The organism is Betaproteobacteria bacterium (assembly GCA_016720925.1).
Classification (GTDB): Bacteria; Pseudomonadota; Gammaproteobacteria; order Burkholderiales; family Usitatibacteraceae; genus UKL13-2.
This window is the reverse complement of record JADKJR010000022.1, coordinates 71,553-86,490: the sequence shown is the minus strand read 5'-3', so window position 1 is coordinate 86,490 and position 14,938 is coordinate 71,553. Positions and strand designations below refer to the sequence as shown.

The 14,938-nt window shown below is 56.7% G+C and carries 15 protein-coding genes; 12 read left to right on the top strand and 3 right to left on the bottom strand.

Annotation, left to right across the window (positions count from 1 at the left end):
- Nucleotides 1–173: 173 nt before the first annotated feature.
- From IPP88_20505 to IPP88_20495, 3 genes are read right to left on the bottom strand one after another with little or no spacing between them, the layout of a single operon-like run.
- On the bottom strand, nt 174–2,072 hold the full coding sequence (locus IPP88_20505) for a DUF3488 domain-containing transglutaminase family protein (protein MBL0124989.1): 1,899 nt from the start codon (nt 2,070–2,072) through the stop codon (nt 174–176).
- Nucleotides 2,073–3,062 (bottom strand): DUF58 domain-containing protein, encoded by a 990-nt coding sequence (locus tag IPP88_20500; GenBank protein MBL0124988.1) that lies wholly within the window; start codon nt 3,060–3,062, stop codon nt 2,073–2,075.
- A 10-nt stretch (nt 3,063–3,072) separates the two neighbouring features.
- Entirely contained in the window at nt 3,073–4,008 is a 936-nt protein-coding gene (locus tag IPP88_20495) for a MoxR family ATPase (protein MBL0124987.1), read from the bottom strand.
- Nucleotides 4,009–4,149: 141 nt separating this feature from the next.
- On the opposite strand from IPP88_20495, the gene IPP88_20490 reads away from it, so the two are divergent.
- The 12 genes from IPP88_20490 to efp all read left to right on the top strand — a co-directional run bounded on the left by IPP88_20490 (nt 4,150) and on the right by efp (nt 14,899).
- Nucleotides 4,150–5,067, top strand: a complete 918-nt coding sequence (locus IPP88_20490; GenBank protein MBL0124986.1) for a histone deacetylase family protein — start codon at nt 4,150–4,152, stop codon at nt 5,065–5,067.
- Between the two features lie 168 nt (nt 5,068–5,235).
- Nucleotides 5,236–7,029, top strand: coding sequence for an elongation factor 4 (gene lepA / locus IPP88_20485; protein ID MBL0124985.1), 1,794 nt, complete (start codon nt 5,236–5,238; stop codon nt 7,027–7,029).
- Between the two features lie 319 nt (nt 7,030–7,348).
- Nucleotides 7,349–8,149 (top strand): signal peptidase I, encoded by an 801-nt coding sequence (lepB, locus tag IPP88_20480; GenBank protein ID MBL0124984.1) that lies wholly within the window; start codon nt 7,349–7,351, stop codon nt 8,147–8,149.
- Between the two features lie 44 nt (nt 8,150–8,193).
- Complete coding sequence (locus IPP88_20475; protein ID MBL0124983.1) at nt 8,194–8,574, top strand: DUF4845 domain-containing protein; 381 nt, start codon at nt 8,194–8,196, stop codon at nt 8,572–8,574.
- 22 nt (nt 8,575–8,596) lie between these two features.
- Entirely contained in the window at nt 8,597–9,286 is a 690-nt protein-coding gene (gene rnc, locus IPP88_20470) for a ribonuclease III (GenBank protein MBL0124982.1), read from the top strand.
- On the top strand, nt 9,283–10,170 hold the full coding sequence (gene era / locus IPP88_20465; protein MBL0124981.1) for a GTPase Era: 888 nt from the start codon (nt 9,283–9,285) through the stop codon (nt 10,168–10,170). The genes rnc and era overlap by 4 nt, the downstream gene beginning before the upstream one ends.
- Nucleotides 10,171–10,231: 61 nt before the next feature.
- The gene (gene recO / locus IPP88_20460; GenBank protein MBL0124980.1) at nt 10,232–10,966 is read left to right on the top strand and encodes a DNA repair protein RecO; all 735 of its coding nucleotides are present in this window, start codon (nt 10,232–10,234) and stop codon (nt 10,964–10,966) included.
- Nucleotides 10,963–11,712 carry a pyridoxine 5'-phosphate synthase gene (locus tag IPP88_20455; protein ID MBL0124979.1) on the top strand — a complete coding sequence of 250 codons (750 nt, stop codon included), beginning with the start codon at nt 10,963–10,965 and terminating at the stop codon, nt 11,710–11,712. Before recO ends, IPP88_20455 begins: the two co-directional genes overlap by 4 nt.
- The gene (locus IPP88_20450) at nt 11,709–12,086 is read left to right on the top strand and encodes a holo-ACP synthase (protein MBL0124978.1); all 378 of its coding nucleotides are present in this window, start codon (nt 11,709–11,711) and stop codon (nt 12,084–12,086) included. The genes IPP88_20455 and IPP88_20450 overlap by 4 nt, the downstream gene beginning before the upstream one ends.
- 11 nt (nt 12,087–12,097) lie before the next feature.
- A complete protein-coding gene (gene nagZ / locus IPP88_20445) occupies nt 12,098–13,129 on the top strand; it encodes a beta-N-acetylhexosaminidase (protein MBL0124977.1) in 1,032 nt (343 codons plus the stop codon).
- Complete coding sequence (earP, locus tag IPP88_20440; GenBank protein MBL0124976.1) at nt 13,126–14,253, top strand: elongation factor P maturation arginine rhamnosyltransferase EarP; 1,128 nt, start codon at nt 13,126–13,128, stop codon at nt 14,251–14,253. Before nagZ ends, earP begins: the two co-directional genes overlap by 4 nt.
- Nucleotides 14,254–14,344: 91 nt before the next feature.
- A complete protein-coding gene (efp, locus tag IPP88_20435; GenBank protein ID MBL0124975.1) occupies nt 14,345–14,899 on the top strand; it encodes an elongation factor P in 555 nt (184 codons plus the stop codon).
- The last annotated feature ends 39 nt before the right edge of the window (nt 14,900–14,938 follow it).

Here is a 14,938-nt window from a genome sequence, read left to right as displayed (position 1 = left end):
CGCTTCGCGATATCTTATCGCGCCAGGCTTTCCACCGTAACGCCCTAAATCAATGAGCTTTGACCTGCGTCAAAGGATGCGGAGGTTATTGATCTGAACGATCGGCCCGGCCGCGCCGGCCGGCCGCGCCGCAGGCGGCAGCTGGCAAATCCGTCTGGTCATGCGGCCCTGCATCAGGGCGCGTAGCGCAGCGCAACATAAGCCTCCAGCACCGGGCGCGCACGAACGGCAAGCGCAGGCCGCTCGCGTGCGAGCCGCGAGAGCAGGTCCATCGGCCCTTCACTGGGCGCACGGGAAACCCCGGCCTTGGCCAGCTTGGCGCAAAACCGCGCGTACGCCGCGACGACCGGCTCCGTGCGCGTTCGATAAATCTTCATCAGGAGAATTAGCCCGACAACCCCGCTCGATGAGACCATGCCGACGATCAGCCAAATGGCGAGTTGCCGCCAATCCATGTCGCGCACGCCTAGCCAGGATTCGAATGCGAAGCGCTGGCGCTCCTGATTGAATCCGACCACCCATTGGTTCCATTGGCTGTTGACCGCGTCCCAGGTAAATCCGATCTGCTTCAACAGGCCGAACCGGTCTGCCTGTATCAATCCGTTGAGCACACCCTGCGGGCCCAGCGCCTCGGTCATGCCGCGATTGATTCGCAGCGGCGAGACGGCAAAGGTCGGATCGGCGCGCACCCAGCCCAGGTCTTCCAGCCAGACTTCGGACCAGGCGTGCGCTTCGGATTGGCGCACCACCAGTTGGCGGGAAATGGGGTTGACCTCGCCGCCCTGATAGCCGGTGACGACGCGCGCGGGAATGCCGGCGGCGCGCAGGATCAGGACGAAGCTGCCGGCATAGTGTTCGCAGAATCCCTTTTTGGTATCGAACAGAAACTCGTCGACCGGATGAAGACCGAGACGAGGGGGTTCGAGCGTGTATTCGAACTCGCTGTTGTAGCGCGCCATCAGTTTTTCGATCAGCACTTTCGGATCGGGATTGTCTTCGCGCAGTTTCTTCGCGTAGGCGATGGTTCGCGGATTGATGTCTTCGTTGTATTGGAGATAGGGGCGCAGCGCTTCCGGCGGCAGATCAGTGCCGACGCGGTAACGCAGGTGTGACGACATTTCGTAGGACCGGAGGCTCGTTACCAGGCCGAATGAGCGCAGTTGAAAATCGCCCAGAATACTGGCTTCGGGGGGCGCGGCGGCGGGAAGGTCCAGTGCAAACAACCAAGGTTTGTTGCTGGGTTGAAGCGTGACGCGGTATTTGACGGGGGGCGACAGCGCATCGTATTGAATGCGCGGCGCGGCACGGACCGGATACATTTTCCACGAGCGGCCAACCTGCCGGCCGAGCACCGGCCCGCGCCAATACAAATCCTGCGTTTCCGGTACGGCCGCATCGAAATCCACGCGAAATGCCACCGCATCCGACAGCGAGAGCTTGCTGATATCGCCCGGTGACATTTCATCGGACAGACCGCTGCCCGCCGAATCAGCGCCCGGCATGCGCCACAACGGGCCGGATAGCCGCGGAAACAGGAAAAACAAAACCAGCATCAACGGGATCGCCTGAATCAGCAGCCAGAAAGCCGGGACCAGCCGTTCCCGAACGGTGGCCTCGGTATTGATGCGATTGAATCCCACGAGCGTGGCGACGAAAATCCACACGCAGGCGAGCATGTAAAGGCCCATCAGGATGGTTTGGGAATACAGGAAGTTGGTCATCGCCAGGAAGAAGCCCAGGAAGATGGCGATGACGACATCGCGCTTCATGCGCATCTCGAGGACCTTCAGGCACAACATCGCAATCAGCAATGTCACGCCGACCTCGCGGCCGATCAGTTGCCGGTATTCAACCAAGGCACCGGCAGCGACCGCCACGGCAAGCATCGCCATGATCCACCACGGCGGCGTGCGCAGTCCGCGGCGGGCAATCCACCAGCGCGCGAGTCCCGCGCCCACACACACAGCGCTCACCCATATTGGCAAGCGCGTGACGTGCGGCGCGATGACAAACGCCATAGCCGCCAGCAACCACGTGATGTTGGCAAGTGTCAGGGCGCCCTGGTTGAGCATCTACATCGGCTCCAACGTGGGCTCCAAAATGCCGTACAAGGCCAGCGCCTCCAGACACTCATCACGATGCCGGCTCCCCGCTAGTGGACGCACAACGCGATTCGGCAACCGAAGGCCGTAGGGTACTTGCGCGCGTTCTGCTTCCATGACCCACCACGTCAGGCGCGAAAGCCGCTCCTCCACCGCCAGGCCCTGCAACATTTCAAAATCCAGCCACAGATCGGCGCTGGCAGTGGCGCCAAATTCCTTCACCAGCAGGCCCTGGCCGCGGGCTAACGCCTTCCAGGCAATCTGGCGCAAGGTATCGCCCGGCCGGTAGGCACGCAACGACTGGAATTCTTCGTCGCCGCGAATCGGGATATTGCCTTGGCCGGTGGCATGCGCGTCCAGCGGCAGCGCACCCGCACCCGGATCGGGCCGCGGATAAACGAGGCAGCGCGTGCCAAAATCGACGTATGACCAGGCGTGGAAAAGGCCGGTCGGATATTCGGTGAAGATTTCCACGCGATCGCATTGCAGCCGGCCGCGCCGCTCTGCGCGCATTGCCAGATGCAGGGTCGTGCTGCCGCTTTCACCGACATCGGCAAAGACAGGTTCGGCGGCAACGAGCCTTGCACGCTTCGCGCCCAGGGAAAATCGTGGCATGCCGGGATTGGTGAATACCAGCGCAAATTGCGCGGTATCGCCGGCAAACACCGGCTCAACTTTGCCTGGGCTGATGGACAGTCTCGCCAGATTGCGAAAGGTATGCAGCATCGACACGCCGCCCATGCTGGCCAGCAGGAATGTGAGCAGGAAGCCCAGCGACAGGCTGTAGTTGATCGAGGCGATCAGCAGCAGGATCAGTACGAACGCGAAGAAATAGCCTGTGCGGGTTGGCAGGATGAAAATCCGCCGCTGCGTCAAAATAATCGGCGGTTGTTCCGGAAAACGCGCGCGGAAAATCCAGTCGGAAATACGCTGGCGAAGACTGAGATTGATGCTGGCCATCAACTTCAAATCAGGGAATCGCGACCGACCGAATCAGCTCCATCGCGGGATCGAGGATTTTTGCATCGCCATTCGCGACTGCACGCAGGCGGTGACCGACCACCGCCGGAATGATCGTTTGCACGTCTTCCGGCAAAACCTGCTTGCGCCCGGCCATCAGTGCCCAAGATTGCGCGGCACGCAATATGGCCAAACCCGCGCGGGGCGACAGGCCCATCTCGAATCGCGCCGAATCGCGCGTGTAGTTCACCAACGCCTGCACATAGTCGATCAACGCGTCGGACGCAAAGACCTGTGCGACCTCCTTTTGCAGCAACAGCAGGTCTTCTACCGTCATCGCCGGCGTGATTTTCGCAATCAGTTCACGGCGATCTTCACCTTTCAGTAATGCGCGCTCACCGGCCTGATCGGGATATCCCAGACGAATACGCATCAGGAAACGATCGAGCTGCGATTCCGGCAGCGGAAAGGTGCCGACCTGGTGCGAAGGATTCTGCGTGGCAATGACAAAAAAAGGCTCCGGCAGTTTCATGGTTTTGCCGTCAGCCGTCACCTGGTGTTCTTCCATCGCTTCGAGCAGGGCGCTTTGCGCCTTGGGCGAAGCGCGATTGATCTCGTCAGCCAGAATGACCTGCGAAAAAACCGGCCCCGGATGAAAGCGAAACGTGCTGGATTCGCGATCAAAAATAGAAACGCCAACGATATCGGCAGGGAGCAGATCGCTGGTGAACTGGATGCGCTGGTAATGCAGCCCCAACATGCTGGCGAGCACATGCGAAAGCGTGGTCTTGCCGACACCGGGCACGTCCTCGATCAGCAAATGCCCCCGTGCCAGAATGCAGCACATCGCCATGCGAATCTGCTGGTCCTTGCCGAGGATGATCTTGCCCGCTTGCTTCAGGACATTGGTCAGTGGATGGTTCACCGTTTGTTTTTCGAAAAGCATGCGCGTCATTGAATGATTGGAATGATGGAGATTCTACGCTGGCCCGCGCAGCCCAATTTCTTGGATGCTGCCATTGCGCCGCGGTCCCGACTGTGACAGGCTTATGTTCACTTTGATTCCCGACGGGCTGCGAACGAAATCATGACGACCGCTTTTATTACCCATCCTGACTGCCTCAAGCACGAAATGGGCGCACACCACGCGGAGAGCCCGGCGCGCCTGCAGGCGGTTTATGACGCGTTCAACGAATCGGGTTTAATGTCCCGGCTAAAGGTGGTGGAGGCGCCGCTGGCGACACGTGCGCAACTCGCGGCAGCACATGCGCCGGAATATGTCGATGCCATTTTCAATGCCTCGCCGCATCATGGTTACGCATACCTCGACCCGGACACCTCGATGAACCCGCATTCGCTGGCCGCCGCTTGCCGTGCGGCGGGCGCTGTCGTGAAAGGCATCGACATGGTCATGGCGGGCGAAATCGACAACGCGTTCTGCGCTGTCCGCCCGTGCGGGCATCACGCCACGCACAATCGTCCGATGGGGTTTTGCATTTTCAATAACGTGGCGGTAGGCGCCAAACACGCCTTGCAGGCGCATCAGTTGGCGCGCGTTGCGATCCTCGATTTCGACGTACATCACGGCAATGGCACGGAAGACATTTTTCACGAAGACGATCGGGTGATGCTGTGCTCGAGCTTTCAGCATCCCTACTATCCAGGTACCGGTTCAGACTCCGCGAACGCACACATCATCCCGACGCCCCTGCCGGCGCGAACCGGTGGCGCAGCATTCCGCGCCGCGATCGAAGCAACATGGTTCCCGGCTCTTGAACGTTTTCAACCCGAGCTGATCATCATTTCGGCCGGCTTCGATGCGCACGCCGACGATCCCCTGGGTTACCTGGAATTGCATGAAGACGACTACGTTTGGATTACCAGTCAAATTCGCGAAATGGCGAGCGAATTTGCCGAGGGACGAATTATTTCGGCGCTGGAAGGCGGATACAACTTGCCTGCGTTGGGACGCAGCGCGGTTGCCCATGTCGAGGCATTGCAATAGCGTCAAAACCGTCGTAACTCCATGACAAACTTCGCGATTTTCCTCGCGAAAATGCCTGCCATGCCGTAAAATAGCGGGCTGAACAGGACTCCAATAAAGGGCACCCCGGGTGCCCTTGTTTTTGTGGGTCGCCAAAGCAGCTCATCGGGCATGACAACGCATAAACACATGAATCATATACGTAATTTTTCCATCATCGCGCATATTGACCACGGTAAATCAACTCTCGCTGATCGCATCATCGAACGCTGCGGGGGACTGTCATCGCGGGAAATGGAATCGCAGGTACTAGATTCAATGGACCTGGAACGTGAGCGCGGCATCACCATCAAGGCGCAAACAGCCGCGTTGAAATACACGGCGAGAGATGGAATTACCTATGATCTCAACCTGATCGACACGCCCGGCCACGTCGACTTTTCCTACGAAGTGTCGCGTTCGCTTTCTGCTTGTGAAGGCGCGTTACTGGTTGTGGATGCGTCGCAAGGCGTCGAAGCGCAGACGGTGGCGAATTGCTATACCGCCACCGACTTGGGTGTCGAAGTCACGCCGGTGCTTAACAAAATCGATTTACCCAGTGCCGATCCCGCCCGCGTGATCGAAGAAATTGAAGACATCATCGGTATATCCGCGGCAGGTGCCGTGCAGTGCAGCGCGAAAACCGGGCTGGGCATCGAGGATGTGATCGAAACCGTTATCGCCAAGGTGCCGCCGCCAAAAGGAAATGTGGATGCGCCGTTCAAGGCGCTCATCATCGATTCGTGGTTTGACAACTATGTTGGCGTGGTCATGCTGGTTCGCGTTGTTGACGGCGTATTGAAGGCAAAGGACAGGATTCTGCTGATGGCGACCGGTGCGCAGCATCTGGTCGAGCAGGTCGGTGTATTTACGCCACGTTCGCAGGTGCGGAGCGAGCTGTCAGCAGGCGGCGTGGGCTTCATCATTTCCGGCATCAAGGAACTGAAAGCGGCCAAGGTTGGCGATACGGTGACGCTGGTGGACCGGCCCGCCTCGGCGCCGCTACCCGGCTTCAAGGAGATTAAGCCGCAGGTGTTTGCGGGTTTGTATCCGATCGAATCGAACCAGTACGATTCGCTGCGCGACGCCCTCACGAAATTGCAGTTAAATGATTCCTCGCTTCGCTTCGAACCCGAAACCTCGCAGGCGCTGGGTTTTGGCTTCCGCTGTGGTTTCCTCGGCCTGCTGCACATGGAAATCGTGCAGGAGCGTCTGGAGCGCGAGTTTGACCAGGAACTCATCACCACCGCACCCACCGTGATCTATCAGGTCATGCTCCGTGGCGGCGAGGTCATCGAAATCGAGAATCCATCACGGCTGCCGGAAATCTCGAAAATTGAAGAAATTCGCGAGCCGATCATTACGGCCACCATGCTGATGCCGCAGGAATATGTCGGCACCGTCATGACGCTTTGCAACCAGAAGCGTGGCCAGCAGATTGACATGGAATATCACGGTCGCCAGGTCATCCTCAAATACGAGATGCCGATGAACGAAGTGGTCATGGATTTCTTCGACAAGCTGAAATCCTCCTCGCGCGGTTATGCTTCGCTGGACTACGAATTCAAGGAATACCGTGCATCGGACCTGGTCAAGCTCGATATTTTGATCAACGGCGAAAAGGTCGACGCGCTGTCGCTGATCGTGCACCGCGCGAACAGTCAGTATCGCGGCCGCGATCTGGCGGCGAAAATGCGCGAACTAATTCCAAGGCAGATGTTCGATGTCGCCGTTCAGGCAGCCATTGGCGCCAATATCATCGCGCGGGAAAACATCAAGGCGTTACGGAAGAATGTGCTGGCAAAATGCTACGGCGGCGATATCTCGCGCAAGCGCAAACTGCTGGAAAAGCAGAAGGCCGGCAAAAAGCGCATGAAGCAAGTGGGTAATGTGGAAATTCCGCAAGAGGCTTTCCTGGCCATTCTGCAGGTTGAAGGCAGATGATCTCCATCGCCACTGGTACTGTTAAATCGCGTGTTCGTCGCATCCCGACTTCCAAAAATTCGGTTCCGGGGCACAATCGGGCAAATATTTTCTTGAAGGCATCGGCAAATAAATGAATTGGGAAACTATCGGTTGGCTGGCATTGGGCGCGAGCGGACTCCTCATCGCGGCCAGTTTTTTCATCAGCAAGAAGACTGCGTCGGCTGGTAGCAAGCCACCGGGCGACGGGGAAAAAGTTCATCCGTTGCATGCCTGGCTCGAGATCGCCTGGCCTGTCTTCTTCATCGCCGTCATGGGAATGCTGACGCTGAAGGAAGTCATGGGGTTTGCGGCGGTCCTGCTGTTAGCGACCACCATTACCGGGGTGGTCTGGGGCATCGACAATATGATGTTCAGATCCAGGCGCGCCGCCGAAAACGAGCCTATTGTCGTGGAAATGGCGCGGAGTTTTTTCCCGGTCATCCTGATTGTCTTTTTGCTGCGCTCATTCCTGTATGAGCCCTTCAAGATCCCCTCGGAATCGATGTTGCCGACACTCCAGGTGGGTGATTTCATTCTCGTCAACAAATTCACCTACGGCGTACGGCTGCCAGTGATCAACAAGAAAATCGTTGAAACCGGCTCTCCCCAACGCGGCGATGTCATGGTCTTTCGCTATCCCCCGGACCCGACCAAGGATTTCATCAAGCGCGTTGTGGGCATTCCAGGCGACAAGATTGCGTATACACAAAAGCACCTGACGATCAATGGCAAGCTGATCGAAACCGAGAGCCTGGGCACCGCGACAGAAGTGGACAAGGGTCTTGGCTTTCGGCGTTTTGAGTCGTTCCGCGAAAAGTTTGGCGAAAAGAACCACAAAATCATCGTCGATGCGGACATGCCAGGCGTACGCCTTGGCGGCGTTCGTCAGTTCCCCAATCGCGGCAATTGCGAATACAATAATGACGGTGTTGTATGCACGGTTCCGGACGGGCACTACTTCATGATGGGCGACAACCGCGACAACAGCGACGATAGCCGGTATTGGGGTTTTGTCCCGGAGCAAAATATCGTCGGCAAGGCCGTCTTGATCTGGATGAATTTTGGTTCGTTCAAGCGTATCGGGTCATCGATAGAGTAATTTGCACGGCAACCTGACAACACCTATTCGTTTCAAGGATCCTCATGAAATCACCACAGAGAAATCTTCACAACCAGCAGGGCATGGGTTTTATCATGCTCATCTTTGTTTTTGCGGTGTGTGCGGTGGTCCTGATGCTGGGGTTAAAGCTCTTTCCGGTCTACAGCCAGTTGTTTAATGTTAAGTCGGTTTTCAAGGCCATGGCCGCATCAGAGGAAGTCAAAACCGGGACGGTTGCGGATATTCGCAAGAGTTTCGAGAAGCGCGCGACTATTGGTTACGTTGAAGTGATTACCAAGGAAGACCTGGAAATTACCAAGGAAGGCGGCGAAACTGTTGTCACCGCCGCCTGGCAAGAGAAAATACCGCTTTTTACCGGCTATACGTTGGTCGTTGACCTGAGTGTAAGCACGGCAGATAAATAGCCGGGGCCGAAATGAGCCCTAATTGAGCGCCAGCGCACTTGAAACCCGGCTCGGACACCAGTTTGCCGACGCTGCGTTACTTAAACAGGCGCTCACCCACCGCAGTTTCGGTGTTCCTCACAATGAACGGCTGGAATTTCTTGGTGATAGCGTATTGAATTGCGCCATAGCGGCATTGGTATATGCCCAATACCCCGACATGCCCGAGGGTCAACTAAGCCGGCTGCGCGCCAACCTGGTCAACCAGGCTTCCCTCGCCGCGATCGCGATTAACCTGGAACTGGGCGATTTATTGCGCTTGGGAGAGGGTGAACACAAGACTGGTGGCAACGGCCGCCCCTCAATTCTCGCGGATGCCGTGGAAGCACTGCTAGGGGCCATATTTCTGGATGCCGGATTTGATAAGGCGGCAGCGACCGTGCGATTGCTATTTGCGGCGCGGCTCGAATCCGCGGACGAGGGCAGTCCTGCGAAGGATGCCAAAACCGCATTGCAGGAATGGTTGCAGGCACGCCGGTTGCCGCTGCCCGAGTACACCGTTCTCAAAATTGAGGGCGAAGCGCACCGTCAGAAATTTCACGTGCGATGTGAAATCCCATCACAAGTGGTGACGGCCATTGGGCAGGGGCACAGCCGCCGCGCGGCTGAGCAAGACGCCGCGACCCAGGCCTTTGCCATGATTAATGAACAATCCAGTGGAAAAACACGATGAACCCGGCATTTCGATGTGGCACGGTGGCAATTGTCGGCAGACCTAATGTGGGGAAATCAACCTTGCTCAATCATCTGATTGGCCAGAAGGTCAGCATCACCTCAAACAAGGCACAGACGACCCGCCATCGCATCACCGGTATTCTTACCGATGAGCAGACACAATTCTTGTTCCTGGACACCCCAGGATTCCAGAAGACCCATGACAACGCATTGAATCGCGTCCTGAATCGCACGGTCAGCCAGGCGGTCAGTGATGCTGACGTCGCGCTTTACATGGTGGAAGCACTTCGATTTTCCGACGCTGATGAGCCCGCGCTCAAGCAGTTATCCGGCTTCAAGACTGTCCTGTTGCTGGTGAGTAAATGCGACAAGGTCAAGGACAAATCAAAGCTTATGGTTTTCCTGAAAGAGATGCAGACCAAGGCGAACTTTGCGGCGATCATTCCCGTTAGCGTGAAACAGCAAAAATCACTTGAAGAACTCAAGAAGGTCATCCGCAGCTACCTGCCGGAAAGTCCACCCGTGTTTGGCGCGGAAAGTTTTACTGACCGGTCCGAGCGCTTCATGGCGACCGAATTCATTCGCGAAAAAGTCTTTCGGCAACTCGGTGACGAACTACCCTATGCGGCCAACGTGATTATCGACAAATACGAAGAAGTCGGTAATTTACGACGTGTCTTTGCCAGCATCATCGTCGAGAAAGCCAGCCAGAAAGCAATATTGATCGGCGAAAAGGGTGAACGCCTGAAGCGCATCGGCACCGATGCGCGCAAGGACATGGAAACAACATTCGGCGGCAAGGTCTACCTTGAATTGTGGGTGCGCGTCAAGAAAGGATGGGCAGATGACGATGCGCTCGTCCGTCAATACGGGTATGAATGACCTGCCTGCAGATAATGTTCCGGAAACACCTCCCAAGGCTCCAAGACCGACGAGACCTGCAATGGGCGAAACGGATCGCGCGTTCGTTCTGCACACCTATCCGTATCGCGAAACCAGTCTGATTGTCGAAGCCTTTACCAGTTCGCATGGCCGCGTCGTACTGGTAGCGAAAGGCGCGAAGCGTCCCCGTGGCGCGATGCGTGGACTTTTGAACCCGTTTCAGGCGCTGATGCTGGACTGGTTCGGCAAGTCTGAAATGAAAACCCTGAAGACGGTCGAGCAGGAACGCATCATCCCGCAACTCTCGGGTTCGGCGCTGTTGTCCGCGTTCTACATGAATGAGTTGCTGCTAAAACTTACGCATCGCGAAGATCCACATGAGGGGCTGTTTGATGCATATGGCGACGCAGTAAGCTGTCTGGCCGGATTGTCCCTTGGCAAGAATGGCGTCCGCGAAATTGCCGTCGTTCTCCGGCAGTTTGAGGTCAGGCTACTGCAGGAACTCGGCTACGCGTTGCAACTGACGCAGGAAGCCGATTCGCTCGTGCCGCTCGATCCATCGGGATCGTATGTGTATCAGGCCGAACGCGGGCCGGTGCGATGCGAAATGGCGCGGCTATCGTACAACGAGGATGCCTTACAATTGGCGGGTAAAACCCTGATTGACATGTCAAACAATGACTATGGCGATCCGCAGACACAGGCACAGGCAAAACAACTCATGCGCAAAATGATCAACCATCTGCTGGGCGACAAGATTCTTCACACCCGTAATCTGATGCGTGAGTTGAAATGATTGAACTTGGCGTCAACATCGACCACGTCGCCACGATCCGGCAGGCGCGGCAAACCTACGAACCCGATCCAGTGTGGGCGGCGGTGGAAGCGCATCTGGGCGGTGCTGATGGAATTACCGTGCATCTGCGTGAGGATCGTCGGCATATCCAGGATGCCGACGTGCGGCGCCTGCGCGAACTCACCCACATCAAGCTCAATCTGGAAATGGCGGCGACCGATGAAATGGTGAATATTGCGTGTGCGCTCAAGCCCGAGATGGCGATGCTGGTACCGGAAGGCCGCCATGAAGTAACGACGGAAGGTGGTCTGAATATTGTTGGCCAGGAAGACCGGCTGAAGGCGGCGGTTGCTCACCTGACCGACGCCGGTATCGTTTGCAGCGTTTTTATTGACGCGGAGTTGCGGCAGGTGGAAGCTGCCTATCGTATAGGCGCGAAAGTGTGCGAACTGCACACCGGGCCCTATGCGCATGCATTCTATGAAAAAGGGCGCGACGCGGAAAGTGTTGCCGTGCTCGCGGAGCTTGAGAAGATTCGCCTCGCGGGCAAAGCCATCCGCGATGCAGGCATGCGATTCAACGCCGGACACGCGCTCAACTATACAAACGTCACGCCGCTTGCCGCGATACCAGGCATTCGTGAATTGCATATCGGCCATGCCATTATCAGCCGGTCGGTTTTTGTCGGGTTACGCGAGGCAGTGCAGGAAATGAAGCGCCTGATGGTGGAAGCGGCGCGACGATGATTCATGGTGTTGGTACGGATCTGGTCAGCGTCAAACGCATCGAGGATGCCCTGTTTCGCTTTGGTGACCGGTTTCTGCATCGTGTCCTGAGTGAAAGCGAAGTCACCGAATACGCACAATCGAGCCAGCCGGCGCGTTTTCTGGCCAAGCGTTTTGCCGCGAAGGAAGCGTTTTCCAAGGCGTGGGGAACCGGCATTGGTGAGGCAGTCGGCTGGCATGATGTCAGCGTCGCGCACGACGCTCGCGGTAAGCCACTGATTGCGCCCAGCGCGGCACTATCGGAGAAGTTCGTGAAAGAACACATTGTGGCGGCTCATATTTCGCTTTCAGACGAAAATGATCACGCCCTGGCCTTTGTCGTACTGGAAAAATAATCACGATGAATATGGAACTCCCCCTTGGACCGGTGATGACGGATGTGGCCGGATTGGTCTTGTCGGACGACGACATCGGGCGACTACAGCACCCTCTAGTGGGTGGCGTCATTTTGTTCGCGCGAAATTTTGAGTCGCCGGAACAGTTAAAGCACCTGACCGCCAGTATCCACGCATTGCGCAACCCCGCGCTGCCGATCGCGGTAGACCATGAAGGTGGTAGGGTACAGCGCTTTCGCGATGGCTTTACCGCGATTCCGCCCATGCGGGCGTTGGGGGAACGCTGGAATCAATCACCGGAAGACGCGCATCGAATTGCGGAAGCTGTCGGATATGTCATTGGCGCGGAATTAATTTCCCACGGCGTCGATTTCAGTTTTGCGCCAGTATTGGATATCGACTGGGGAGAATCAGGCGTCATTGGTGATCGCGCATTTCATTCGCGACCGGAAGTGATCTCGCAACTGGCCAGGGCATTGATGTCGGGCTTGGCGTCAACGGGCATGATCTCGGTGGGAAAACACTTTCCCGGCCACGGCTACGTGCGCGCAGACTCCCACCACGAAATTCCGGTGGACGAGCGCGCATTTGAGGATATCTGGAATGCAGATATGGTGCCCTTTCGCGATCTCGCGGGTGGCATCATGTCGGCCGTAATGCCGGCGCACGTGATATATCCGGCTATCGATGACCGGCCAGCAGGATTTTCGGCAAAATGGCTCAAGGACATTCTGCGCGGACGCATGGAGTTTGACGGACTCATTTTTAGTGATGATCTGTCGATGGAGGGCGCCAGCGTCGCTGGCAATATCACCCAGCGCGCCCTGGCCGCGCTGAATGCAGGCTGCGATATGGCGCTCATCTGCAATGATCCGGTGAAGGCGGATGAAATGCTCGCCGGCTTGACTGCTGATGGCGTCACGCCAACGATCGACCTTTCGCGGCGATTGCAACGCATACATACGCTGTCAGCCGCAGGCAATGTCGACGCAACGCACTACGAGGCGGCGCGCAACGCCATCGCAGCGCTCGGGCTTGATTGACCTCTCCGCCTTTCCAGCAGTCGTCGCCGTTCACTTGTGACATCTTTTGCAGGGTCATTGATAACTACGGCGATATAGGTGTTGCCTGGCGTCTGGCACGTCAGCTTGCCACGGAATATGGGGTGACGGTCAGGTTGATCGTCGATGACCTGATCAGCTTTCAAAAACTGTTCCCCGCCGTTGTGCCGGATCTGGCGGAACAGTCGGTTGAGGGGGTCGCCGTTGTTTTTTGGTGTGACACACTGAACTTGTCGAGTGCGTCTGACCTGATCATCGAGGCGTTTGGTTGCGAGCTACCTCCATCGTACTTGGCGCAAATGACATATCGCGAGACGCGGCCGGTATGGATTAACCTCGAATACCTCAGTGCCGAATCGTGGGTGGAAAATCATCATCTCCTGCCTTCGCCACATCCAATTCTGCCTTTGACCAAGTTCTTCTTCTTCCCAGGTTTCACACCTCGCACCGGTGGGTTGATTCGTGAAAGGGATTTGATTGCCAAGCGCGATACAACTGCGTTATCACCAAACGCGAATATGCTGCACGTGCTGATTTTTGGCTACGACTGGGCACCCGCAGAAGCGCTGTTGGTTGCGATAGCACAGACGAACAAACACATTAGCTGCAGCGTTGCGGACGGCGGTTTGGGGCAGAAACTCAAGCACTGGCGCGGAACACCAGGCAAAAACACGCCAGGAGCCGCGCCAGACGTAGAGTTTCACATTGTTTCCTTCGTCGCCCAGGATAAATTCGATTATCTGTTGTGGCACCAAGACGTGTTGTTCGTCCGCGGAGAAGATTCTTTTGTGCGGGCCCAATGGGCCGCGAAACCTTTCGTCTGGCAAGTCTATCCGCAGGCACATGGCGTCCACCTGATCAAGATGGACGCATTCCTTGGCCGCTATTGCGCCGGGCTGGCTGCACCGGTCGAAGCTGCCGTCCGTGAATTGTGGCGGGCGTGGAATGACCCAAATACGCAGGAAATCGGGCCCGTTTGGGCGGCGTTCGTCGACCAGTTGCCGGTGTTGAACGCGCATGCGAAGCGTTGGGCGCACCACCTGTCGGAAATGCCCGATCTGGCATCCAACTTATTGAGTTTTTACGGAAAAAACGTTAAAATTTAAAGCTTTGCCGCAACGTGATTCCTCGTGAAATGTCTATCCCGGAAATCGCGTCCATGAGGCCAGAAATCTTTCCAACGTCCTAGGTAATCCAATGAAAATCGCTCAAGAACTCCGCGCCGGCAATGTCGTCATGATCGGCAAGGACCCAATGGTGGTCCAGAAGGCTGAATACAACAAAGGTGGCCGCAGTGCCGCCGTCGTGAAGTTGAAGCTGAAAAACCTGCTCTCCAATTCCGGCACGGAATCTGTGTACAAGGCCGACGACAAATTCGAAGTGGTCAATCTCGACAAGAAGGAATGTACTTATTCCTATTTTCAGGACCCGATGTACGTATTCGTGGACAGCGACTACAACCAATACGAAGTCGAAGCCGACAATATGGGTGACGCACTCAATTACCTCGATGACGGCATGCCATGCGAAGTCATTTTTTATGACGGCCGCGCCATTTCCGTGGAGATGGCCAATAGCGTCGAGCGAGAAATCGAGACCGAGCCGGCTGTTCGTGGTGACACCTCCGGCAAGGTACTGAAACCCGCACGTATCAAGCCAACCAATCACGTCGTCAATGTTCCGTTGTTCTGTGAAAGTGGCGACCGTATTGAAATCGACACGCGCACCAACGAATACAAGCGTCGCGTTTGATTCACAGGCTTTGCGGTCGTATCAAGGGGCACGTCCGCG